The organism is Saccharopolyspora sp. NPDC045839, assembly GCF_056431645.1.
Map to the genome: position 1 here is coordinate 1 of NZ_JBWKKH010000001.1, position 24,006 is coordinate 24,006.

Sequence of the window (24,006 nt, forward strand, 5' to 3'; positions counted from 1 at the left end):
CCCGCATCGCGTTCGGCTTCCGAAGCCCCGAAGCACTCATCGCCCTGGCCATGCTCGCCCTCGGCGGCCAGCCCCCAACCCTCCCCGGACGCGCCCGAACACCCACGGACCAGTCACAAGAGCCCAATTTCAATGGAAATCGAAGGTCTGATTTCCATTGAAATTGCAGTCGGGTAGGAAGGGCCGGGACGTTCCCGGGCTCATGCCACCGGGTTCGGGGGCATGAGCACGCGGCCCCGGAGGTGCCATGCCGGTTACCTCGTCGTCCCGCAGGCCGCGCAGATCGAACACCGCGAGGTTCGTCAACACCTGAGATCGACGCGCTGAAACGCGTTGCACCGCCGCGGAATTCGTCGGCCGGATGCTGAGCGGCGGGGCCGCCCCGCCGCCCCACCATCAGCGAGCCGTGAACACGAATCCCTCGTAGCCGTCGGCCTTGATCGCCTCGCAGCGCTCGCGGTAGGCGCCCAGCCCTGCCACGTAGGGCATGAACCGGCGCGGCTTGCCCTCGATGTTCGCACCGAGGTACCAGGAGTTGGCCCGGGGGAACAGCGTGGCGTCCGCCGCCTGCTGGACGTGATCGGTCCACTTCACCGCGGCGTCGTCGCGCACTTCCACCTGGGCGGCCCCGGTCTCGTCGGCGTGCCGGATCAGCTCGGCCAGCCAGTCGACCTGCTGCTCCGCGGTCAGCACCATGTTGGACAGCACCGACGGCGCGCCGGGGCCGTTGACGGTGAAGAGGTTGGGGAAGCCGGGGATCTGCACGCCGAGGTAGGTGACCGGCCCCTCGGCCCACGCGTCCTGGATCCGGTCGCCGCGCGGGCCGGTGATGTCGATCCGGGTGAGCGCACCGGTCATCGCGTCGAACCCGGTGGCGTAGACCAGGACGTCCAGTTCGTGGAATCCCGCGCTGGTCTCGATGCCCGCGCCGGTGATCCGCGTGATGGGTTCCCGGCGCAGGTTGACCAGCGCGACCTTGTCCAGGTTGAACGTCTCGAAGTACCCGGAGTCGGTGCAGATCCGCTTGGTCCCGATGGGGTGGTCGGTGGGGATCAGGTCCTCGGCGGTGCGCGGGTCCGCAACGATCTGCCGGATCTTCCGCTCCGCGAACTCGCGCGCGAAGTCGTTCGCCTCGATGTCGGTGAACTGGTCGGGGAAGGTCTTGCCGAACAGCACACCACCGTTGCGCCACCCGGCCTCCAGCGCGGCCTCGCGCTCTTCCGGGGTGCATTCCGCCGCGCGCTTCGGGTGCGGCTGGTGCGGCGAACCGCCGCCGCTCATGCGCGCCTTCGCCCGCCGCGCCGGGTACTCCTCGCGGATGCGGCGCTGGTCGGCGTCGGTGAGCTGCCGGTTCAGCGCGGGCACGCTGTAGTTCGGCGTGCGCTGGAAAACGGTCAGCGAGTCGGCCTCCCCAGCGAGGATCGGCACCGACTGGACCGACGACGAGCCCGTGCCGATGATGCCGACGCGCTTGCCCCGCAACGCCGGGCCGGGCTCCGGCCAGCGCGCGGTGAAGTACGTCTCGCCGGCGAAGGTGTCGGCCCCGGGGATGTCCGGCTTGTTCGGGGCCGACAGTGAACCGGTGGCGAACAGGACGTACCGCGCGAGGTGCTCGTCCCCGTCCTCGGTGCGCACCGCCCACCGCGACGCGCTCTCGTCGAAGTCCGCGGCCACGACCCGCTTGTTCAACTCGACGTGCGAGCGCAGGTCGAACCGGTGCGCGACGTGGTGGATGTAGGAGAGGATCTCCGGCTGGGTCGCGTAGCGCTCGCTCCACACCCAGTCGCGCTGCAGGTCTTCGTCGAACGAGTAGGAGTAGTCGATGCTCTCCACGTCGCAGCGGGCGCCGGGATAGCGGTTGAAGAACCACGTGCCGCCGACGTCCTCGCCTGCTTCGAGGCAGATCACGTCGAGTCCGGCTCGCCGGAACGCGTGCACGGCGTACAGACCGGCGAATCCGGCGCCGACGACCAGGACGTCGCGCACCGCGCTGTGAGCTCCGATGGTCAAGACGTTGCTCCTTGCTCCGTAGCTGCGCACAGGTCGTGCCACAGCAGATCGCGGGCCGACCGGCCGGCCTGCAGGGACATGATGGTCAGGAACCCGTGGAACAGGCCCGGATAGTGCCGGTGCGTCACCGGAACTCCGTCCCGGGCCAGCGCGGCCGCGTACGCCCTTCCCTCGTCGGACAGCGGGTCCAGGCCCGCGGTGACGACGACGGCGGGCGGCAGGCCGCGCAAGGTGTCCGCGGCGGGCGGGACGACCTGGTGCCGGGGCCCTGCCAGGCCGTCCGCCGGCAGGTACTGGCGCCAGTACCACTCCATGGCAGCTCTGGTGTTCCCGTAACCGGTGCCGTACTCGCGGTAGCTGCCGGTGTCGCACGACGGGTCGAGCACGGGGTAGATCAGCACCTGTCCGGCCACCGCCGGCCCTCCGTCGTCCCGGGCCATCAGGCAGGCGGCAGCGGCGAGGTTCCCGCCCGCGCTGTCGCCGGCGATCAGCAGCCGGCCCGGGTCTCCGCCGAACCCGTGGGCGTTCTCGGCGGCCCAGGTCAGTGCGGCATAGGCGTCGAGGACGGCGGCGGGCGCCTTGTGCTCGGGCGCGAGCCGGTAGTCCACCGAGACCACCACCGACGACGTCCGTCCCGACAGCTCGCGGCAGAACGCGTCGTGCGACTCGATGTCGCAGTACACGAACCCGCCGCCGTGGCAGAAGACGACGACCGGCAACGGTTCGTCACCGCGCCGGTGCGGGAAGTACAGGCGGACGGGCACACCGCCCCCGGGTCCGGGGATCTCGCGGTCTTCGGTGCGCGCCACATCATCCCGGTTCCGCACCGGTTGCCGCCGCGCCGCGATCGCCGCCCGCGCCTCCGCCCCCGTCATCTCCTCGACCTTCGGGAATCCCGCGTCGAGCGACCGGATGACCGCCGCGACCTCTGCGTCGAACACGTTCGCCTCCTCAGATCGTCTGGCCGCCGTCGATCACGAAGTCCTGCCCGGTGCAGTAGCTGCTGGCATCACTGGCCAGGAACGCCACCAGCGCGGAAACCTCGGCGGGCGCACCGGGTCGCGGGATCGGCTGGTTCGCCACCGCGCCGCCGCCCGCCCTGGTCCGCTCGGAGATCATCGCCGTGTCGATCGCGCCGGGGCAGATGCAGTTGACCCGGATCCCGAGCTCGCCGAGCTCCTTGGCCGCCGACTTGCTCGCCCCGCGCAGCCCCCACTTCGAGGCGCCGTACCCGAGCCCGCCGGCGAATCCCATGAGCGCCGCGGTCGAGGCGACGTTGATGATCGAGCCGCCCCGGTCGCGCATCAACGGGAGCACGGCCTGCATCCCGAGGATCGGCCCGACCAGGTTGATCTCCAGCGTCCGCGCGAGGTGCTCCTCCTCGAACGTCGCGAGCGGGGCCCTGCTGCAGATCCCGGCGTTGTTGACGAGCACGTCGACCCGGCCGAACTCGGCCCGGGTGCGCCGCATCGCCTCGCCCCAGGCGCTCTTGCTCCGCACGTCCAGCTCCAGGGCGAGGGTCTTCGCATCGATCTCCGAAGCGACCGCGGCGACCGCACCCTCGTCCAGGTCGGCAAGCACCACGTCGGCCCCGAGCCGCGCCAGCGTTCTGGCGTGCTCGGCGCCCTGCCCCTGTGCGGCACCGGTGATGAACACGACCCTGTCCCGCAAGTCCACCAGCTGCTCCGTCACATCCCACATCCCTCGTGATCACCGAGCAAGCGCTTGGTGTGGTGGACCATACACTCTTCCGGAAAGCAGAGCGAGGTTGTGCGACCAAACCGCGACATCGACGACCTGAAGCGGACCTGATCCAGCGCGGCGTGGACTGCCAGGGAGCCGGCTCCGGCTCACTTCCCCACTGCGGTCCAACCGCCGTCGACGGGCAGGCAGACCCCGGTGACGAAAGGGGCATCCAGGAGCAGGTACTCGATGGCGCGGGCCTGCTCGTCCGGGTCGGCCAGCCGGCCCAGCGGAGTGCGGGCCCGCGTGGCCCCGGTGTCATAACCCTGGTCGATCATCTCCTGGACCATGGGGGTCAGCGTGTGCCCGGGCGCGACGGCGTTCACCCGGACGCCGCGATCCGCCCATTCGACCGCGAGGTTCTCGGTGAGCTGCCGGACGGCCGCCTTCGCGACGCCGTAATCGGCCTGGTCGACCCAGCCCCGGTAGGCGGTGGTCGACGCCACTGTCACGATGGACGCGTCCGCGCGGCGGGCGTCGATCGCCCGGACCAGCTCGCGCGCCGCCACCAGGGTTCCGACCACGTGCACGTCCAGCACGCGCCGGTACTTCTCCAGGTCGAGGTCGAGCGCGGGCACGAACTCGCCGCGGATCCCGTGGCTGGCGACGAGCCGTGTCGCGATGCCCGCCCGCCGGGCAGCCTCCACGAGCGCGTCGCGCACCTCGTCCTCCCGGGTCACGTCCACGCAGAACGCCTGGAGCAGCCCGGGGAATTCGTCACCGGCGGGAGTCGCCGGTTGCCGGTCGAGCACGGTGACGTGCAGACCGCGCACCAGCAGCCGCTGGACCACGGCGAGCCCGATACCGCTGTTGCCGCCTGTGACCACCACGTGTTCTCGTTGTCCCATCAAACCAACCTAGCAATTGCTTGTTTGATTCGACAGACACCGAGCGCTCGGCGGACAAGACGCCGTCAGGAAAGGGTGCTGCTCGACGAGCACGCGGAAGCCGCGGGGCCGACTCACCATCAGCCCCGCGGCAACTGCGGACACTGGCGAGGCTAGCTCGCGAGGAGGCCGCCGTAGAGGACGTGGAGGTACTGCTTGGCGATGGCCTCCGGCTTGTACTTGCCGCGCGGGCGGTACCAGCGCACGGACGACCACACGGTGTCGCGGATGAACCGGTAGGTGATGTTCATGTCGACGTCGGCGCGGAAGATCCCGGCCTTCTGCCCGGCGACCAGCAACCGCAGCCAGATCTTCTCGATCTCCCGGCTGAACTCGCCGACGTACTCGAAGCCGGGCTGGCGGGCGAGCGCCACCACCTGGGCCTGGTAGAGCGCGACCGCGTGCGGGGTCGCGGAGATGGCCTCGAAGGACGCGACGATCAGCTCGTCCAGCGCCGCGCGGGGGTCGACGCTGTCCTCCTCGATCTTGCGGAACCGGTCGCGCAGGGCGGACAGGAAGTCCCGCAGGATCTCGTCGAGCATCGCCTCCTTCGAGCTGAAGTGGTGGTAGAGGCTGCCCGAGAGGATGCCCGCCTCGTCGGCGATGTCCCGGACAGTGGTCTCGGCGTACCCTCTCGTGGCGAACAGCGTCGCGGCGATGCTCAGCAGCTGGCTCCGCCGGTCGGAGCCGCTGCCGCCTCCTGCCGAGGCCGCACCGCGCTTGGCCGACCCCGGCCGGGTCCTCGTCGCCATCTCGCCTTCCTTCCCGCAGACCGCGAATCCCCCACAACAACAAGCGTTTGGTCGACAGTCTGCCACAGCCGCGCCCGCGCACCCGCCACTGCCCGCCGCGGCACGCCGGCCCGCACCGCGCAAGGCCTGGTCTGCGGGCGCACCCGCCGCTAGGATCACCTAGCAAGCATTTGGTCGTTTTTCGAAGGAGAGCGTGGGCACGGTGAACACCCCGATGACGATCCCCCTCCTCGTCGCGGAGGCCGCACGGCGGCATCCCGAGCAACCCGCCGTCGTCGACGGGGACATCCGGGTCACCTACGAACAGCTGGCCGGGCTCGTGACCGAGACGGCGCGCGCGTACGCGGCGCGCGGCCTGCGCCGGGGCGACCGCGCGGCCATCTGGGCGCCGAACCGGCTGGAGTTCATCCTCGCGCTCCTGGGCGCGCAGTCCATCGGCGCCATCGTCGTCCCGCTCAACAGCCGCTACCGGGGCCACGAGGCGGCGACCGTCCTGGCCCGCTCCCGCGCCTCGACGCTCGTCCTCGCCAACGGGTTCCTGGACATCGACTTCCTCGAGATGCTCCGCACCGCCGCCGCGGAATCGCCTGGTCAGGCCGGGGACGGCCCCATCCCGGGGCTGCCCCACCTGCACACCGTGGTGGACCTGGGCGGTGAGCCCGCCGCCGGCGTGCTCAGCTGGCCGGACTTCATCTCCGGCGGCCGCTCGGTGGACCACGACCGGTTCGAGTCGATGGTCGCGGCGGTGACGCCAGATGACATCTGCGACATCATGTTCACCTCGGGCACCACGGGCATCCCCAAGGGCGTGCTCACGGCGCACCGGCAGACGATCGACGTCGCGCGGGTCTGGGCCGAGCGGGCCGAGCTGAGCACGGCCGACCGCTACGCCATCGTCAACCCGTTCTTCCACGGTTTCGGCTACAAGGCGGGCATGATCACCGCTATCACCGCGGGGAGCACGATCTACCCGGTCGCCACCTTCCAGGCCGACGAGCTGCTCGAACTCATCCAGGCGGAGCGGATCTCGGTGCTGCCCGGCGCGCCGACCCTGTTCACGTCCCTGCTCAACCACCCCCGGCTGGCGGAGTACGACCTCTCGTCGCTGCGGTTCTCCGTCGCCGGGGCCGCGACGGTGCCGAAGTCGCTGTTCCAGCGGATGCGCGACGAGCTGGGCTTCACGTCCGTGAGCCAGGCCTACGGCCTGACCGAGGCGGTCGTGGTGACCCAGTCCCTCCCGGACGACGACCCGGCGCACATCGCGGAGACGACCGGCCCGCCCGTCGACGGGATGGAGCTCCGCATCGTGGACCCCGCGGGCGACGACGTGCCCGCCGGCGACGAGGGCGAGATCCTGATCCGGGGCCGCAACGTCATGCTCGGCTACTTCGAGGACGAGAAGTCCACCGCCGAGACCATCGACGCCGACGGGTGGCTGCGCACCGGCGACGTGGGCCGCCTCGACGAGCACGGCTGCCTGCAGGTCACCGACCGGATCAAGGACATGTTCACCGTCGGCGGGTTCAACGTCTACCCGGCCGAGGTGGAGAACGTCCTCGCCACGCACCCGGAGGTGTCGGAGTCGGCCGTCGTGGCGAAGCCCGACCAGCGGATGGGCTCGGTCGCCCTCGCGTTCGTGGTGCCGCGCGGCGGGAGCAGGCCGACGGAGGACGCGCTGATCGAGTACTGCCGGGCCCGGCTCGCGAACTTCAAGGTGCCGAGGGAGATCGTCGTCCAGGACGAGCTGCCGAAGAACGCCAGCGGCAAGATCCTCAAGACCAAGCTCCGCCCCGCGGCGAAGGAAGCGTGACGCGCCGGGCCGGCAGCGATCACCCGCCGCCGGCCCGGCACCCGAACCCCGCCGATCGCACGACGCGATTTCGCGAGAAATTGCGCGACCCCAGGGCGAGCACACCCTTCGCTCTCCGCGACTTCACCGCACCGTTTCCGCAGGTGGCGCGGGATCACGCGAGAAATCTACCGTCGCCCGGGCGAAAGCCGGATGCTCGCCGTCGGCGGGTGATGTGCGCTCGGCGGCTCACGCGCGCCGGGTGAGCCGCCGCAGGAAAGCGACCGCTTCCCCATCTTGGTCCATATTGGACAGATCGCCGCGATGCGCGCGCCGATGCCGGAGCGCGCGCCATCGTAACCAGAAAAACAAGCAAACGCTAGGTTTGTATTCTCGTCTCGCTCTCGTAGGATTCCGTTATGAGATACGCCGTAATGGCTCCGGTGGCGGCCGGCGTCACCGCCCGGCCCGATTGGATGGGCGAGTTCGCCCGGCACGCCGAGGCATGCGGGTTCGAATCGATCGTCGCGGTCGAGCACGCCGTCGTGGTCAGCCGGTACTCCAGCGTCTACCCCTACGCGAGCTCCGGGAAGATGGAGCTGGCCGACGACTGCGACATCCCGGATCCGCTGGACCTGCTGATGTTCCTCGCCGCGCACACGACCCGCATCGAGCTGGCCACGGGCGTGCTCGTGCTGCCCAACCACCATCCGGTGGTGCTGGCCAAGCGAGCGGCGACCCTCGACGCGCTCTCCGGCGGCCGGCTTCGCCTGTGCGTCGGCATGGGCTGGATGCGGGAGGAGATCGAGGCGTGCGGGGCCGAGTTCGAGACCCGGGGGCGCCGGGCCGACGAGCAGATCGACGTGCTGCGCAAGCTGTGGGCCGACCGGTCGCCGACCGGTGTCGACCACGACGGCCGGTTCTTCTCCTTCGCCGGGGCGATGACCTACCCGAAGCCGGTCCGGCCCGGCGGGGTCCCCATCCACATCGGCGGGCACAGCCGCGCGGCCGCGCGACGCGCGGGGCGCCGCGGCGACGGCCTGCAGCCGCTCGGCGTCGGCGGCGCCGAGCTGCAGCAGCTCATCGACCTGATGCGGCAGGAAGCCGAAGCGGCGGACCGCGATCCCGACGCGCTGGAAGTCACGCTCGGGCACCTCGTCTCGGCGATCACCACCGAGAAGGCCGAGTCGCTGGCCGCGCGGGGCGCGAGCCGGATCGTGTTGCAGCCCACGCCGACCACCGACCTGGCCGCGGTCAAGGACGAGCTCTCCGCGTGCGCGCAGCGGCTCGGCCTGACCGGACGATGATGCTCACCACGGCCGACCGGGTCGAGCTCGCCGACCTGGTCGCCCGCTACGCGGCCGCCGTGGACGACCGCGCGTTCGCCGCGGCGGCGGTCCTGTTCACCGAGGACGCCGTACTGGCGATGCCCTCCCCGCCCGCCGAGCTCGGCCCGTCCGACGTCCACAGTGGCCGATCGGCGATCGCCGGCGCACTGCGTGCCGTCGAGGCTTTCGAACTCACCCAGCACGCGATCGTCGGCCAGGTCTTCGACGGCGACGGGCGGACCGCGACCGGTCGCATCGCGTGCATCGCCCACCACCTGGGCAAGCGGTCGTCGGGCGAGCCGATCAACGTCGTGTGGCACCTGCGCTACGCCGACGGCTATCGCAGGCAGGACGGCGCGTGGCTGTTCGCGCGCCGGGAGCTGTCCATCGACTGGATCGAGACCCGAACACCACGCCGCTCGCGCGTCCCCTCCTGGAGCGAAGATGACTGACCGACCGCGGATCTGCGTTGTGACCGGAGGTGCGCTGGGCATCGGCGGCGCCATCAGCCGCCGGTTCGCCCGCGCCGGGGATCTCGTCGTGCTCAACGACGTGGACGGCGACGCCGCCCGCGCCGTGCAACTGGAGATCGAGGCCGCCGGCGGTCGCTGCGTGGTCGTCGTCGGCGACATCACCGACGACGACGTGGTGGCCGAGACCGCCGGGGCGGCGCTGTCCGCGGGAGGCGGCCAGGTCGACGTGCTGGTCAACAACGTCGGGGATTTCCGCCCGACGTCGTGGACGTTCGTGCGGTCGACGCCGGAGCAGTGGCGCCGGCTCTACGAGCTGAACCTGCACCACGTGTTCACCATGACCCACGCGTTGCTGCCGGCGATGATCGAGCAGCGTCGCGGTGCCATCGTGAACAACTCGACCGTCGAGGCCTTCCGCGGCATTCCGGGCAAGGCCGCCTACTCGGCGTTCAACGCCGGAGTCTCGGCGTTCACGAAGAGCCTGGCGGTGGAGGTCGGGCAGCACGGCGTCAGGGTGAACGCCATCGCGCCCGATCTCGCGGACACCCCGCAGACCCCCGCCGCCGCGATGCTCCGCGGCCGCGATCCCGAACTGATCCGGACCTGGGTCCCGCTCGGCCGTTTCGGCGACGCGGACGACTACGCCGCGGCCGTGCAGTTCCTCGCCTCGGACGAGGCCTGCTACATCACCGGCCACACCCTGCCGGTCGACGGAGGCACGCTGGCCGCCTCGGGCTGGTACGGCCGCACCGACGGCAAGGGCTGGACCAACTTCCCGAACAATCCCTAGGCACCACAACGGAAAGGCCGATCGTGACGGATTTCCAGGACAGGCACGGCGTCGCGGTGGTGACCGGCGGGACCGGCGGTCTCGGTACCGCGATCTGCCGGATGCTCGCCGAACGCGGCGCCGGAGTCGCCCTGACCTACCGCAGCGACCAGCGGGCCGCCGAGCGCCTGGTCGCGGAGCTCGCCGAGCGCGGCGGGGTGGCCGCAGCGGACCGGCTCGACCTCACCGACGCGAATCAGAGCAAGGTCTACCTGGACAGCGTCGTCGAACGCTTCGGCGCGATCCACACGCTCGTCCACGCGGCAGGTCCGCTGATCCCGCAGGTCCACCTCTCCAAGGTCGAACCGGCCGACTTCGCCAAGCACCTCGCCGCCGAGGCCGAGGCGTTCTTCAACGTCGTGCACGCCGCGCTGCCCGCGCTGCGCGCCAGCAGGGGCTCGATCGTCGCGATCACCACCGCGGCCACCCACCGCTACCCGGTCCGCGACGGGCTGTCCGCCGGCCCCAAGGGCGCCGTCGAGGCGACGGCCCGGGCGCTCGCCGCCGAGGAGGGCCGGTTCGGGATCCGCGTGAACTGCGTCGGCCCCGGCATGCTGACCGACGGCATGGCCGCCGAGCTGATGGCCAGCGGAGACCTCGACGAGCGGGCGCTGGAGGTCACCAAGCGCAACATCCCGCTGCGCGCCTTCGGCAGCGCCCAGGACATCGCGGAAGCCGCGTGCTTCCTCGCGTCGGACCGCGCGAAGTTCATCACCGGGCAGAAGCTCGACGTGGACGGCGGATACGGCGTCTGACCACCGACTACCCCTTCGAGGAGCACCCGTGCCGAACATCGCTCAGCCCACCATCGACCTCGGTTTCACCCCTGGAGACGTCCTGCTGGTCAGCGGCGCCGGGAGCGGGATCGGCGAGTCCGTCGCCCTCCGCGCCGCGGAGCTGGGGCTCGCCGTCGCCGCTTGGGATCTCGACGAGAGCGCCGTCGCCGCCACCGTGGACCGGATCACCGCGTCCGGCGGCAAGGCTCTCGCGGTCACCGCCGACGTCTCCGCGCCGGCCGAGGTCGAGCGGGGCTTCGCCGAGAGCCGTCGCCTCGGCGAGATCCGCTACCTGGTGAACAACGCCGGGCCTTCCTCCGCCGGGAACCTCGACTTCGACGAGGGCGTCCGGATCGCGGTCGGCAGCGTCCGGTTGATGACCGAGACCTGGCTCGCCGGCGGGGTTCCCGAGGGTGCCGCGCTGGTGAACGTCTCGTCGCTGGCCGGCAACCTCATCGGCACGGATTCGCCCTGGTACTGCGCCGCCAAGGCGGGGATCGCCGGCTACACCAGGCATCTCGCCACCTACCGGAACGCCGAGGTGCGCAGCAACGCGGTCGCCCCGGGCATGACCGACACCCCGCGCCTGCGGGGCTTCGTGCAGAGCGAGGTCGGGCAGCGGTCGCTGGAGAAGAACCCGATGAAGCGGATGGCGACCGGTGACGACATCGCGTGGGCCGCGCTGTTCCTGCTCTGCCCGCTCGCCTCCTACATCAACGGCGTCCTGCTGCCGGTGGACGGCGGCTGGACGGTGACCCAGTGACCGATCCGCTGACCGAACTGCTGGCCGGCCGGCGGATCCACGAGGTCGTGCTGCGCTACTGCCGCGGGATCGACCGGCTCGACTTCGACCTGGTGCGCTCGGCCTACCACCCCGGCGGCATCGACCACCACACCGGATTCGACGGCACGGTCGACGAATACGTCGAGTGGGTGCGTCCCCTGCTCCGCGGCTTCACCGGCACCATGCACATCGTCGGCAACCACCTCTGCGAGCTGCGCGGTGACCAGGCGGTCGCCGAGACGTACGGGACCGCCGTCCACTGGGGATCGCCGGAGTCCGATCCGCGGCGCAACTTCATCAGCGGCTTCCGCTACGTCGATCACATGGCCGAGCGAGACGGGCGATGGGCGATCGTCGAGCGGTTCGCGGTGCGCGAGTGGACGCACTCGACGGTGGGCGCACAACTCGCCCCGGAAGGCGACGGGCCACGCGGGAGCCGGGACGCGGATGATCCGTACTACGTGCTGGCCCGGCGCATCCAGGACGACTGACGCTGCGCCGGAACCCTGATCACCCGCGTGCCTAGGCTGCGGGCGTGAACCTCGACGAGTTGGTCAACAAGGTCGAAGCCGTGTCGGCGAACTACGCGCGCAAGTACGGCGTCGAACGGGACGCGACGTGGTTCTTGCTGAAGCTCCACGAAGAGCTCGGCGAGCTGACGCAGGCGTTCCTCATGATGACCGGGCAAGCGCGGGACAAGGGGAAGGGCCTGGAAGAGCTGGCGACCGACTTCCGCGCGGAGGTGGCCGACGTGCTGTGCCAGCTGTTGCTCCTCGCCCACCACCACGACGTCGATCTGGAAGCGGAGGTCGCGCGCAAGTGGCTGGTGTGGAACCCCGCACCCCCGTCCTGATCAAGGGCCACCGCGGCTTCGGCGAGCCGTAGCGTCGCTACCATCACCGTCACGCCCGGGCGATGACCCGGGGTTGGGAGGCACCGGTGCCCGGCGGGTTACCTGATCGCCTAAGCAGCAGCTGCCCTTTGTCTACGCCACCTCATCCGACGCAACAGCCGTCTCCTTGAACGACTGGATCACCGACACGATGTCGTCGACCTCGGCATCGGTGAACAGGTCCTCTGGTCCGGACGGAGCCCTTGACGTGAACGGCGACTCGTACAGCGCTTCCACCTCGACGATGCCGTTGCGGCACACGTGGTCGATGATCTCCTGGACGAAGTGCAGTTGGTTCGCGGTGAACGCCTTGCCTTGTTGGAAACGATCGAACGCCCGCACCGCGGCTTCCCGCTCCAGTCCGGTCAGCGAACGCAGGAAGATTCCAAGGCCACCGCGTTGGTGCACGACGTCAAGTTCCCCGGAGGTCGCCAGACCGTTCTCGATGAAGACGTTCTGCAGCTCATCGAGGTCGACCGTGGTGATCTGCCGATTCCTGCGGATCTTCTGGACGACCATGTTGTCTTGGTGGGTGTTCAGGTAGATCCGAATCTTGTGCTCGAACAGGCTGAAGTTGTTGCCGAGGCCCATCCCGCTCAGTGATGCAGCGGTCAGGTTCCCCAGCTCGTCTTCAAAGTCGGTGTAGACCGGGTTCCGCTTGGACTTCTCGATCAGGCGGACGAGTCCGCGCAGCTTGCGCCGCATGTTCTCCAGCATCGGCAACGTGACATCCTGCCACCACTCATCACCGCTGATCTCGTCGAGCAGCACCTGCTGCGCCTTGATCGCTGGAATCGTCAGTTGATCGAGCAGCGCGGAGGTGATCTCGCGCACCTGGTCACGCAACCGGTCGTACTCGGGGTCGCCGTGCAGGCTTGCCAACTGCAGCCGCAGTGCGAGCAAATCGAAGCGCTTCGCCTCTTCTCCGTTGTCGTCGGCTTCGCGGAACGCAGTAGGCAACCCCGCCAGGTGGTCGACTACCTTTGCGTGCACTTCGGGGGTGAACTCCAACCACGCAGCGAACTCAGCGAAGATGTCGAAGTATTCACGGTGTGGCCGGACCAGGAAGTTGTCCGGGTTCATCTGAACAACCTCGTCGTGAAGCCGCGTCACCAGATCCCAACGCAGCCCCGCGTCACTGTTAGCGCCGTCGGAATCCGGCTCGGTTACTCGCTGCGAGTCTTCGATCTGACCATCGAGCACCTGCAGCAGATCCGCGCGCTTCTCGAACAACCGCTGCGCCAGCGACGGTGGGATGTTGGCCTCGGCAGGCGGCATGTCCTGTCGGAAGAACTCGAGGTTCTGGCAGACGTCGAAGACGTAGAACCCGTCCTTGCTCTTGTTCGGCCCGAACAGGTCCGGCGCGAGCCGGGTCCCCCGGCCGATCATCTGCCAGAACTTCGTCTTCGACCGCACGAGCTTGAAGAAGACGAGGTTGACGACCTCGGGGACGTCGATGCCGGTGTCGAGCATGTCGACCGAGATCGCGATCTGCGGATGCTTCGCCGGGGCGGAGAAGTCGTCGATCAGGCTCTGCGCTTTTTCCTTCCGGTACGTGATGACTTGCGCGAACGAGCTTTTGTAGTGCGGGTAGTTCACGTCGAACCGTTCGGCGATGAACTCCGCGTGCTTGTTGTTCGCGGCGAAAATGATGGTTTTGCCGAGTGTGTCGCCGCCGTCGACCTTGAGACCGTACGTCATGAGGGTCTGCAATACCTTGTCGACGGTGTCGGCGTTGAACAGGTACTTGTTCAGCTCAGCGGCGCTGACCTCGGTTGGCGGGCCATCGTCACCCCAGTCGAGGTCTTCCCACTCTTCCTTCTCCTCTTCGGACAGGTCGTCATACTTGATCCCGTCACGCTGGAACTTCAGCGGCACCTCGACCGCACGGGGCGGGACGAGATAGCCCTCATTGACGGCCTCGTCGAGGCTGTACACGTCGGTGGGGACGCCGTTCTCGAGCTGGAATACACGATACGTATTGCGGGCGATCTCGTCCTTCGGCGTAGCGGTCAGCCCGACGAGCAGTGCATCGAAGTAGTCGAAGATCGACTTGTACTTCTGGAAGATCGACCGGTGCGCCTCGTCGATCACGACCATGTCGAAGAACCCCGGCCCGAACACCCTCCGGCCCTCGTCGTCGACCTGGTTGATCAGGTTCATGATCGTCGGGTACGTCGAGACGAACACGCGGGCGTGCGGGTCCTTCTCCTGCAGCAGGTTGACCACGGGTGTACCAGGCAGGTGCTGTTTGAAAGCGTTGGTCGCCTGCTTTACCAAAGCTTTGCGGTCGGCGAGGAACAAGATGCGGCTCGCCCAGCCGGCCCGCATCATCAGATCGGTCAAGGCCACGACGGTGCGGGTCTTGCCGGTTCCGGTCGCCATCACCAGTAGTGCATGCCGCATCGAGTCCTGCTCGAACGACTCGGCGATCCGTCGAATGGCACGTGACTGGTAGTAGCGTCCCGCGATCTCCTCGTTGATCGGCAGCGTCGTGAGGCTACGACGACCCGCACGACGCTGGATCACCTCCCGGAGCTGGTCCTTGGTGTAGAAGCCTTGAACCTGCCGTGCCGGATAGTTCAGGTCGTCGTACAGATACGTGTCGTAACCGTTGGTGTAGAAGATTAGCGGCCGCTGCCCGTAGCGAGCCTCGAGCGCGTCAGTGTAGAGCTTGGCCTGATGCTGACCAGCCCTAGCGTCAGTCGTGGTGCGCTTGGCCTCGACAATCCCGAGGGGTTTGCCGTCGTCGTCCCAAAGCACGTAGTCGACCTTGCCGTTGCCGGACGGCGAGGCGGATTCCGGCAGGCCGGACACCGGGAACTCGCGATCCTCCGGTTTGTCCAGGTCCCAGCCAGCTTCCTTGAGCAGCAGGTCGATGATGTACTTGCGGGTCTCTTTCTCGTTGTAGTCGTGGGTGTCCGGGATGGACTCGTTGGCGGCCTTGGCCGCCTTGATCTGTTCTTGCAGCTCGACGATCTCGGCACTGAGATCCTTAGTCTTCCGGCGTTCCGCCGCTAGTTCCTCGGCCTGCGCGGTGGACTTCTCAGCCTGCTCCTTGAGTTCCCGCTGCTTCGCGATGCGTACTTCGGCGGGTGCCGGCCGCGGGATCACGGAGGTGTCGAACTGGAGCCCCGGCGCGGGCAGGTTCTTCGGGTCGCGACTGTAGGTGCGGGCCATCCAGTACAGGACGTGGAACAACTCAGCGAGCACGCGCACGGCGTCCCAGTTCGCTACCGGAGCTTTCCGATGCACGGCGTGGTTTCCCTGGAGCCGGATCACGTCCATCTTCGCCCGGAGTCCTGGCCCCGCGACCTTCACGAACGTCGGCTCCGCGATCAACGCCGACAGTTTGGAGTGGTACGGCCGCTTCACCGCTGCGTCCGCGTCGAAGATCCACTCCACCGCGAGTTCGAGCACCCGGCGCGCGTAGAACGCGGACGCCCGAGGATCAGCGAACGCCAACCGTTCGGCCTGCACGGCCTCTCGATGGAGATCCGGCCACTCGGCCTGCAGGAACCCGAAGTTACTCACAGTCGCGACTCCCCCACTTCAGCGTGACGTGGCGATCAGGCTACCGGAGTGATCTCCTCAGTCCACAGCTCCCCACGAAACGCACGGTGCTGAAGGGAGGCGGATAGGGCGTCGAGCTCGGCTAGGTGAGCTTGGTGGTTCTGCTTAAGTTCTTCGATCGCCTCGATCCGCTGGGCATATTGGCATTGCAAGTCGATCGGCGGCAGTACACAATCCAAGCCCCTCAACTTTGCCTTGGAGATATTCGACATCGACGAAGCACTTCCGCTCGCCAGAGACTGCACCTTCCTTCGCTGGGAAGGAAAAGTGAGAAGCCCGTGCAAGTAAATCTTGTCGACTCGCGCATTACTCTTGGGAACGAGACGAAAAACCAGGTCAGGAATCAAAAGGCCCCGAGGAGTGTTCCGAACGTAAGCCACCGCAGCCACAAGTTGGGGCGTATTCTTTCGCGTGAAGAGAAGGTCGCCAGCCCGAACCTCGTTCTCAACATTCGGCGGCTCATCGCGGAGAGCTTTGTTTTCGCCAGGACGAAAGACGCACTGGGTCACCGCGCCCAGCTTCAAAACTCCCCATTCGCCAGCTTCTGCCGGACGCTCCAAGCAGACTGGACTCTTCCCGCTGTCAATCCGTTCGAGTACATCACTCAGCGCGACACGGTCCCAGTTCCTGGGGTTGTCGACCGGATCGTCGAACATGTCGAGGAAGATGGACTGGACAAGCTCGTCAAGCACAGAAATCGCCTCGCGCCGCTTGGCGCGCAACGAGTCCACGAGGTCCAGGAGTCGCGCGATCCGCTGCTGAACGCCGATCCCAGGAAGAGGGATAGGCATCTCGTCAAGATGCCCATTCTTGAGGTTATTAATACTAGCCCCGGCCGCTAGTCTAGTAACGCGACTTCTATAGTCCCGCGTCCGAAAGTAGTGACCAAAGTACCGAGCGTCGACGTCCACACCCGACCTTATCCGAAGCACCTTGCAGAAGGCCCCAAATGCTCCATGGAAGCCTTGGGCTACTTGGGCCGCTTTCCCAACAACTTCCAAGCTTCCACTTGACGCAGCAACAAGCACATCACCGCGTCTAATCATTTGCCTGGGCGACACTTTGGCCTCTGGCACATAGACAAAGTCATCCAGCATCAAGCCGGAATCTGTGATGTTTCCCGCGCGCAGCAACGGCACCAATCCGACCGCAGGTGCATCGGAAGCGTCATTTTTCGAGTACGTAACCCCGCGAATCTGATCTGAAATATCACCGACTCGAACAATAGGAAAGTTCATCCCAGCATCCTCTTGAGCTCGCTCATGTCTTGCTGGATCTCCGTCTCGATGCGGTCGAGCTCGTCCAGAATCTCGCTGGGTGCCCGATGTTCGACTTCCTCGTGGACGATCTCTTTGTAGCGATTAATGCTGAGGTCGTAGCCCTGTGCGACGATCTTGTCCTTGGAGACGAAGAAGCTCTGCTCGGTACTTGCCCGCTGCTGTTCGCTGCCGCTGCGGCGGTGCCATCTGGCCAGCACATCGGGGAGGTTGTTCTTGGCGTGCTCGTCGTCGGTCAATGCGCGGTCGACGACCGGACCGAGTTTCTCGTTGTCGAGCAGTGGCGTGCGCTTGTCGTCGAGGCTGAATCCGTCTGCGGTGATGTCGTAGAACCAGACCTTGTCAGTGCCGCCACTGTTGGTCTTGGTAAAGAACAGGATTGCGGTTGATACCCCGGCGTAGGGCTTGAACACACCGCTGGGCAGCTTCACCACGGCGTCGAGTTTGTGGTCGTCCACGAGTAACTTTCGCACGGTCTTGTGCGCATTGCTGGATCCAAACAGCACCCCGTCCGGCACGATCACCGCAGCCCGGCCACCGTTCTTGAGCAGCCGGAGGAAGAGCACGAGGAACAGCAGCTCGGTCTTCTTGGTCTTGACGACCTTCTGCAGGTCGTTCGCCGTCGCCTCGGAGTCGAGGCTGCCCGCGAACGGCGGGTTCGCGAGGATCATCGAGTACCGGCTGGCTTCGTCCGCGACGTTCTCACCCAGCGAGTTGCGGTAGCGGATGTCGGGGTTCTCGATCGAGTGCAACAGCATGTTCATGCTGCCGATGCGCAGCATCGTGCTGTCGAAGTCGAAGCCGTGGAACATGCTCTCGTTGAAGTGCTTCCGCTGCGCCGGAGCCAGCAGCGCATCCCGGTGCGTGCGCTCGACGTACTCAGCAGCGGCAACGAGGAACCCAGCAGTACCGCACGCCGGATCGCAGATCTCGTCTCCAGGCTGGGGCGACATCATCTCAACGATCAGCCGGATGATGTGACGGGGCGTGCGGAACTGGCCGTTATGTCCAGCAGTTGCGATCTTTCCGAGCATGTACTCGTACAGATCGCCCTTGGCGTCCTTGTCGCCCATGTCGATGTCGCTGATCATCGACACGGCCTTCGACAACAGGTTTGGCGTGGTGATGGTAAACCGCGCGTCCTTCATGTGGTGCGCGTAGGTCGAGCCGTCGCCGCCGAGGTTCCGCAGCCACGGGAAGACACCGTCCCGCAGGACCGTGAGCATGTCCTCCGGGTGCTTGTTCTGGAACACAGACCACCGGAGTTCCTGTGCGTCCTTGGTGTAAATCGGGTCCTCGATCGGATTCCCGGTGCGGTTCGCCTTGTTCTCCTTGGCCTGTTGAAGCTGGTCAAGGCGCCGGATGAACATCAGGTAGGTGATCTGCTCGATCACTCCCAGCGGGTTCGAGATCCCCCCGGACCAGAACGCATCCCACAACCGGTCGATCTTGCTCTTCAGCTCACCTGTCACCACGTGATCAGGCTAGCGCAGGGGATGGAAGCGATGGCTAGCGCGTGACCGTACGTCGCTTCAAGCCTGTCGGCGCCCGAAAGATGAGTGCAGGGTGCGAGGATGAACGAATGGAACTCCGCGTCGCACTGCTCCGACTTACCGGCGTTATGCGCTCAAAACTACTCGGCGAGTCCCTGCGAATCTTCGATAAGCCGGCCTTCGCTTGCCCACTGCCACTACTCAACGACTGGAAGCTCGGGCGCCGCCACCTTGTAGTATTCCTCGACACGACGAATAACTCTCAGGACTGCATCGTCGGACTGGGCATTGCGATCCCCGGCCGACGGGCAAGCTCGTATGAACGCCGTGTCGAGATCGAGGACTTCTATCCACTCTCAGAACCAAAGCCCATCGACGGGATCAGAACTCGCCTCAAGGACGATTCTGCCGCACTGAGCGTTGACGGCCCACTCAGCGCGGGCCGCGGCAATCGCGTAGTTGCTGCTATCGCCCAGGAATTCCCACCACTCGCCGCAACCCTAGAGGAACTACAGAACAAAGTAGCGCTGCCTGTAACGACCGGAGATGCCACCGGGAGTGCACTAAGTCAGCGCGATGCGAGCAATGTCTTGCTGACTGCTTTCTCGATGGACCGCGAAATTATCAGAGACTGGCCATCATCTACGAATTCAAGCCACTTCTATGAGAAGATACCCGGCGAATCCATTCCCCACGAGGACGATCTGATCCGAAACGACTTCCTGAATCTCCCAAGCTGGCCAGACGGTAACGCAATCGATTGGACAATCAGACAACACAGCAAGGGCGGACGCGAGCTGCGGATCTATTACGCAAACACGCGAGCACTGGAACGACAGACCGGCGTGGATCTCATCTACTACAACGAATTCCACGGATCTTTCGTCCTTGTTCAGTACAAGAAGTTCAATTCAAAAGGAAAAGAGCTGACATATTGGCCCGATAGTGACAAGAACTTCGCCAGTGAGCTATCACGGATGCGTGCTATCGACGATGCGTGCAAAGCTGACAGCCGACAGGCCGACATACATCTGATTCAGTCGGCAACCTTCTTCAAATTTTGCGATCCAGTTCCCTTTGAGCCCGGAACTCAAGACCTTGTACCCGGAATGTACCTCTCCCGCGAACATGTTGAAACGTTGCTGGAGACTGATCTTCAACCCGGACAACAGGGGCGCAGGATTGATTACAGGTCTACGCCCCGATACTTGAACAACACACTTTTCACGGGCCTTCTGGGTGACGGCTGGATCGGTACGCGCGGCGCTGCGACCGAACTCGTCGCGCAGCAAATCGCAACCAGCCTAGGACTTGGACGAGCTGTTGTTACCGGAGTCAGTCCGAACAAACTCGGCAACTCACGTGCTGGTACATACTGAACTTGCCAGTTAACCGGCTCGGGAAGCCCAGTGAAGGAGCCCCAGACCCCAGCCCCGAGTGCCGGCACCACAAACAGAGGAATGGGATCGAAGATCCGCACTGGCGCGACCGAACGATCGCGAACAGCGACGCCCGCATCACGGACCAGCCACGACGAGTACGGGTACCCGTAGACCGCCCCGGCGGAAGGTCACCGTTCGACGGGTGGTGGCTGTGCACGAGGCAACCGGCCGACGCCGCGCAGCGACTGCCTCGCGAGCTCATCCCCGCGTTGGCGAGCGCGCGCTATGCCGCAAGTGCCGCCGAACTGCGGCCGGCCTCGACGAAGCCGCGAGTGTGCGCGACATCGGAGATGACGACCCTGAGCACGTTGCTGACAGGGCTGCCCGCACCCGTGGCGCGGTCCTTCCGGTCAGCCACGATCGGCCCGATCACCAGGTACGACGCGGCGAAGGGCACCCGGCTGCTGGAGACCCTGAAGACCTTCCTGGACAGCGGCGCGTCGTGGACCCGAACCGCGGCCGCCATGCACCTGCACGTCAACACCGTCCACTACCGGATCGAACGGGTCGAAGCGCTCACCGGTCGCCGGGTGGCGAACCTGCACGACCGAATCGACCTGCAGGCCGCCCTCATCCTCCACCAGCAGTCGGACACAACCCACCCGTGAGGAGCTTCCGCACCTACGGATCGACGAACCATCGGAAAAACCTCAGTGCAGGGTGCGGGCGATGAGGGCGGCTCGTAGGTGCGCGGCGTCCGTCGGGTCCGCGGGGTTCAGGCCCGTGAGTTCGGCGACCTTGCGCATGCGGTAGTCGACCGTGTTCGGGTGGACGTGCAGTCGGCGGGCGGTGCGGCGCCGGTTCAGGCCCGTGCCGAGGTGGGTGCGCAGCGTTTCCAGCAGGTCGGGCTCGTCCTCGATCGCGCGGAGCGTTCCCGCCAGCACGTCGCGGGCCGGACCGGGGCGGGTGAGCTGGTAGTCCAGCGCGAGTTCGTCGAGCGTGTAGATCCCCGGCGGACGCCCGGCCACCGCGAGCCGGCGCAACTCGTGCGCGGTCCGCGCGGCTTCGGGGATGCCGGGCACGGACGCCGATACCGCGCCCACCGTCACGTCGGCGCCCGCCGCCGCGCCCGCGGCCAGGACCAGGTCGTGGACGCGCCGGTCCGGATCGGCCGCGTCGTCGCGGGCCAGCAGCACCACCCCGCCGTGCTTGGCGAGCCGGGACAGCAGCGGTTGCGGTGACCGGCGTTCCAGTTCCGCGCGGAACCGGCGAAGCTTCCGCCACCGCGCCACATCCGCGTTGGTGCCCGGCGCGGACTCGTCCGGATGCGCGGCGATCTCCACGTCGAGCACCGCGTAGCTGTCGGCCAACCGGATCCCCAGCCGGGCCGCCGCGTCGATCGAGTCGCCCCCGGTCAGCAACGCCGCCAGCAGGTCCTGCTTCGCGGCGTGCGCATCGGCCAGGAAGGTGTCCCGCTCCTGGAAGTACACGGACGAGGCCACCGAGGTGATCTCGCGCAGGTAGCGGAGCACGAGGTCCACCACCCCGACCAGGGCGTGCATGTCCTCGGGCCGGGCCTGCGCGCTGAAGTGCTCCCACGCCACCCGGACACCCACGTTGTGCGCGTTGAGCACCGCCTCGATCGGCACGCCCTCTTCGGCCCGGTGCAGGATGTCCTCGCGCAGGTCGGTCAGCGACTTCGGGTCGGGGGCGCCGCCGTTGCGCAACATCCGCCCGACCATCGCCATGCCCCTCTCGATGATCCGCGTGATGTCCCCGCGCAGCTCCTCCTCCGGCAGTTCGGCGTACGCGGGCAGTTCGGCGATCAGCTGCGCGAGAACGGCGGGCACCAGCGCGGGCGCGGCGGCGGCGAGCACCTGGTGGAGCGGTTCGCCGCGCCAGCGCAGCTCGAGCGGGACCGCGTTGGATTCGATCACAACGATGACCTCCCAAGACTGGAGAACTCACCACCACCACTCCCCTCGTGCGGGGTCCAGCATGGTGACCAGAACCTTACCCAGAGGTAACTTGCGGTCGGCCGCACATCGTCAGAGAAGATCGAACGGCAACAGGGGATGCTATGAACTCTCGCGGGAACGGCCGGATCAGCCGGCGATCCGTGCTCATCACCGGCGGTGCGGCCGCGATGAGCGCGGCCTTGCCCACAGCTGCCGCCGCCGCACCACGCACCGCCTCCGGCGCCGATGCCGACGCGATCGTCGTGGGCGGCGGCCTGGCGGGGCTGGTGGCCACCGCGGAGCTGGCGGCCGCGGGCCGCAAGGTCCTGCTCCTGGACCAGGAACCCGAGGCCGGTCTCGGTGGGCAGGCGTTCTGGTCGCTCGGCGGGCTGTTCTTCATCGACTCCGTGGAGCAGCGGCTGGCGGGGATCCGCGACTCGCTGGAACTGGCCCGCGAGGACTGGTTCGGCAACGCCGGATTCGACCGCGGCACCGAGGACCCGCTGGGCGAGGACTACTGGGCTGCCCGCTGGGCCGAGGCGTACTTGGAGTTCGCCGCGACGGAGAAGCGGTCCTGGCTGCACGGGATGGGTGTGCGCTGGGTGCCCATCGTCGGCTGGGCCGAGCGGGGCGGCCAGCTCGCGGACGGGCCGGGCAATTCGGTCCCCCGCTTCCACCTCACGCTCGGCACCGGTCCCGGTGTCATGGAGCCGTTCGAGAAGAAGGTGCGCGAGGCCGCCGCACAGGGCCTGGTCTCCTTCCGGTTCCGCCACCAGGTGGACGAGCTCACGATCACCAACGGCGTCGTCGACGGCGTGCGGGGCGGTGTCCTGGAGCCCAGCGACGCGCCGCGCGGCACGCCGAGTTCCCGCACCAGGGTCGGCGATTTCGAACTGCACGCGCCGGTGGTGATCGTCACCTCCGGCGGGATCGGCGGCAACCAGGACCTCGTCCGGCAGAACTGGCCGGACCGGCTGGGCGCACCGCCGAAGCGCATGGTGACCGGCGTTCCGGCCCACGTCGACGGCCGGATGCTGGCCATCAGCGAGCGGGCCGGTGCCCGGCTGGTCAACCGCGACCGCATGTGGCACTACACGGAGGGACTGGCCAACCACAGCCCGCTCTGGCCCGACCACGGCATCCGGGTGCTCGCCGCGCCGTCCTCGCTGTGGTTCGACGCGCGCGGCCGCCGGTTCCCGAATCCCGGCATCCCGAGCTACGACACCCTCGGGACGCTCAAGCTGATCAAGGACACCGGCTACGACTACTCGTGGTTCGTGCTGAACCAGCGGATCATCGACAAGGAGTTCGTCCTCTCCGGTTCCGAGCAGAACCCGGAACTGACCAGGAAGGACCTGGCGGGCTACCTGGCGAGCAGGCTGCTGAACTCGACTCCGCCGCCGGTCAAGGCGTTCCAGGACCGAGGCGAGGACTTCGTCGTCGCGCGAACCCTGCCGGAGCTGGTGGCCGGGATGAACCGGCTGGCCGGTGCGGACCTCGTGGACCCCGGCGACCTGGAGCGCCAGATCGTGATGCGGGACCGCCAGGTGGACAACAACTTCACCAAGGACGAACAGATCATGGGGATCCGCAACTCGCTGGCCTACTCCGGCGATCTCCTCGCGCGCACCACGCCCCTGCACAAGATCCTGGACCCGGCCGCCGGCCCGCTGATCGCCATCAGGATGAACATCCTGACGCGCAAGACGCTCGGCGGCCTCCAGACCGACCTGTCCGGCCGGGTCCTGGACGCGCGAGCCGTGCCGATCCCCGGGCTGTACGCCGCGGGCGAGGTATCGGGCTTCGGCGGCGGCGGGGTCCACGGCTACCGCGCGCTGGAGGGCACTTTCCTCGGCGGCTGCCTGTTCTCCGGCCGCCAAGCGGGCCGGGCCGCGGCCGCGGCAACGGCCTGACCCGGCGACAGGCCGTCGAAGCGCTGGTGGGGGCGACCTCGGGCGCCCCCCCCAACGCCAAACCCCCACCAACCCCGGTCGTGGTGTGTGCCCTCCCCCACCTCGACCTCTGCCCCCCCCTTCCTGGCACCCCTGGCCAATGTCCGA

20 protein-coding genes are annotated in these 24,006 nt (G+C 67.3%); 11 read left to right on the forward strand and 9 right to left on the reverse strand.

Translation table 11 applies throughout. The annotated features are described in order from the left end of the window. Nucleotides 1-396 precede the first annotated feature (396 nt). The 5 genes from AC07EQ_RS00005 to AC07EQ_RS00025 all read right to left on the reverse strand — a co-directional run bounded on the left by AC07EQ_RS00005 (nucleotide 397) and on the right by AC07EQ_RS00025 (nucleotide 5,392). Nucleotides 397-2,010 (reverse strand): flavin-containing monooxygenase, encoded by a 1,614-nt coding sequence (locus AC07EQ_RS00005; protein WP_478385630.1) that lies wholly within the window; start codon nucleotides 2,008-2,010, stop codon nucleotides 397-399. Further along, nucleotides 2,007-2,951 carry an alpha/beta hydrolase gene (locus AC07EQ_RS00010; protein ID WP_478385631.1) on the reverse strand — a complete coding sequence of 315 codons (945 nt, stop codon included), beginning with the start codon at nucleotides 2,949-2,951 and terminating at the stop codon, nucleotides 2,007-2,009. Before AC07EQ_RS00010 ends, AC07EQ_RS00005 begins: the two co-directional genes overlap by 4 nt. A gap of 10 nt (nucleotides 2,952-2,961) precedes the next feature. Then, nucleotides 2,962-3,702, reverse strand: a complete 741-nt coding sequence (locus tag AC07EQ_RS00015; protein ID WP_478385632.1) for an SDR family NAD(P)-dependent oxidoreductase — start codon at nucleotides 3,700-3,702, stop codon at nucleotides 2,962-2,964. Between the two features lie 158 nt (nucleotides 3,703-3,860). Continuing rightward, nucleotides 3,861-4,601: an SDR family NAD(P)-dependent oxidoreductase gene (locus tag AC07EQ_RS00020; protein WP_478385633.1), complete on the reverse strand. Its 741-nt coding sequence runs from the start codon at nucleotides 4,599-4,601 to the stop codon at nucleotides 3,861-3,863. Between the two features lie 152 nt (nucleotides 4,602-4,753). Further along, nucleotides 4,754-5,392, reverse strand: a complete 639-nt coding sequence (locus AC07EQ_RS00025) for a TetR/AcrR family transcriptional regulator (RefSeq protein ID WP_478385634.1) — start codon at nucleotides 5,390-5,392, stop codon at nucleotides 4,754-4,756. A 214-nt stretch (nucleotides 5,393-5,606) separates the two neighbouring features. On the opposite strand from AC07EQ_RS00025, the gene AC07EQ_RS00030 reads away from it, so the two are divergent. The 8 genes from AC07EQ_RS00030 (at nucleotide 5,607) to AC07EQ_RS00065 (ending at nucleotide 12,224) form a co-directional block, all read left to right on the forward strand. After that, nucleotides 5,607-7,202: an AMP-binding protein gene (locus AC07EQ_RS00030; protein WP_478385635.1), complete on the forward strand. Its 1,596-nt coding sequence runs from the start codon at nucleotides 5,607-5,609 to the stop codon at nucleotides 7,200-7,202. Between the two features lie 398 nt (nucleotides 7,203-7,600). Beyond that, entirely contained in the window at nucleotides 7,601-8,488 is an 888-nt protein-coding gene (locus tag AC07EQ_RS00035) for an LLM class F420-dependent oxidoreductase (RefSeq protein ID WP_478385636.1), read from the forward strand. Next, nucleotides 8,485-8,961, forward strand: a complete 477-nt coding sequence (locus tag AC07EQ_RS00040; protein ID WP_478385637.1) for a nuclear transport factor 2 family protein — start codon at nucleotides 8,485-8,487, stop codon at nucleotides 8,959-8,961. The genes AC07EQ_RS00035 and AC07EQ_RS00040 overlap by 4 nt, the downstream gene beginning before the upstream one ends. Further along, complete coding sequence (locus AC07EQ_RS00045; protein WP_478385638.1) at nucleotides 8,954-9,772, forward strand: SDR family NAD(P)-dependent oxidoreductase; 819 nt, start codon at nucleotides 8,954-8,956, stop codon at nucleotides 9,770-9,772. Before AC07EQ_RS00040 ends, AC07EQ_RS00045 begins: the two co-directional genes overlap by 8 nt. Nucleotides 9,773-9,795: 23 nt before the next feature. Next, nucleotides 9,796-10,566: an SDR family NAD(P)-dependent oxidoreductase gene (locus tag AC07EQ_RS00050; RefSeq protein WP_478385639.1), complete on the forward strand. Its 771-nt coding sequence runs from the start codon at nucleotides 9,796-9,798 to the stop codon at nucleotides 10,564-10,566. Between the two features lie 28 nt (nucleotides 10,567-10,594). Further along, the gene (locus AC07EQ_RS00055; protein WP_478385640.1) at nucleotides 10,595-11,350 is read left to right on the forward strand and encodes an SDR family NAD(P)-dependent oxidoreductase; all 756 of its coding nucleotides are present in this window, start codon (nucleotides 10,595-10,597) and stop codon (nucleotides 11,348-11,350) included. Beyond that, complete coding sequence (locus AC07EQ_RS00060) at nucleotides 11,347-11,862, forward strand: nuclear transport factor 2 family protein (RefSeq protein WP_478385641.1); 516 nt, start codon at nucleotides 11,347-11,349, stop codon at nucleotides 11,860-11,862. The genes AC07EQ_RS00055 and AC07EQ_RS00060 overlap by 4 nt, the downstream gene beginning before the upstream one ends. Nucleotides 11,863-11,906: 44 nt before the next feature. After that, on the forward strand, nucleotides 11,907-12,224 hold the full coding sequence (locus AC07EQ_RS00065) for a hypothetical protein (RefSeq protein WP_478385642.1): 318 nt from the start codon (nucleotides 11,907-11,909) through the stop codon (nucleotides 12,222-12,224). Between the two features lie 132 nt (nucleotides 12,225-12,356). On the opposite strand, the gene AC07EQ_RS00070 is transcribed toward AC07EQ_RS00065, so the two are convergent. From AC07EQ_RS00070 to AC07EQ_RS00080, 3 genes are read right to left on the reverse strand one after another with little or no spacing between them, the layout of a single operon-like run. Then, nucleotides 12,357-15,797, reverse strand: coding sequence for a DEAD/DEAH box helicase family protein (locus tag AC07EQ_RS00070; protein WP_478385643.1), 3,441 nt, complete (start codon nucleotides 15,795-15,797; stop codon nucleotides 12,357-12,359). Between the two features lie 35 nt (nucleotides 15,798-15,832). Next, the gene (locus AC07EQ_RS00075) at nucleotides 15,833-17,074 is read right to left on the reverse strand and encodes a restriction endonuclease subunit S (protein WP_478385644.1); all 1,242 of its coding nucleotides are present in this window, start codon (nucleotides 17,072-17,074) and stop codon (nucleotides 15,833-15,835) included. Further along, nucleotides 17,071-18,588 carry a type I restriction-modification system subunit M gene (locus tag AC07EQ_RS00080; protein ID WP_478385645.1) on the reverse strand — a complete coding sequence of 506 codons (1,518 nt, stop codon included), beginning with the start codon at nucleotides 18,586-18,588 and terminating at the stop codon, nucleotides 17,071-17,073. The genes AC07EQ_RS00075 and AC07EQ_RS00080 overlap by 4 nt, the downstream gene beginning before the upstream one ends. 107 nt (nucleotides 18,589-18,695) lie before the next feature. On the opposite strand from AC07EQ_RS00080, the gene AC07EQ_RS00085 reads away from it, so the two are divergent. Then, entirely contained in the window at nucleotides 18,696-19,985 is a 1,290-nt protein-coding gene (locus AC07EQ_RS00085) for a hypothetical protein (protein ID WP_478385646.1), read from the forward strand. Between the two features lie 353 nt (nucleotides 19,986-20,338). Beyond that, nucleotides 20,339-20,656 (forward strand): PucR family transcriptional regulator, encoded by a 318-nt coding sequence (locus AC07EQ_RS00090; RefSeq protein ID WP_478385647.1) that lies wholly within the window; start codon nucleotides 20,339-20,341, stop codon nucleotides 20,654-20,656. A gap of 42 nt (nucleotides 20,657-20,698) precedes the next feature. Here AC07EQ_RS00090 and AC07EQ_RS00095 read toward each other — a convergent pair whose 3' ends face one another. Beyond that, nucleotides 20,699-21,925, reverse strand: a complete 1,227-nt coding sequence (locus tag AC07EQ_RS00095) for a PucR family transcriptional regulator (protein WP_478385648.1) — start codon at nucleotides 21,923-21,925, stop codon at nucleotides 20,699-20,701. Between the two features lie 209 nt (nucleotides 21,926-22,134). Between AC07EQ_RS00095 and AC07EQ_RS00100 the strand changes: the two genes are divergently transcribed. Then, on the forward strand, nucleotides 22,135-23,859 hold the full coding sequence (locus AC07EQ_RS00100) for an FAD-binding dehydrogenase (RefSeq protein WP_478386221.1): 1,725 nt from the start codon (nucleotides 22,135-22,137) through the stop codon (nucleotides 23,857-23,859). Nucleotides 23,860-24,006: the final 147 nt, after the last annotated feature.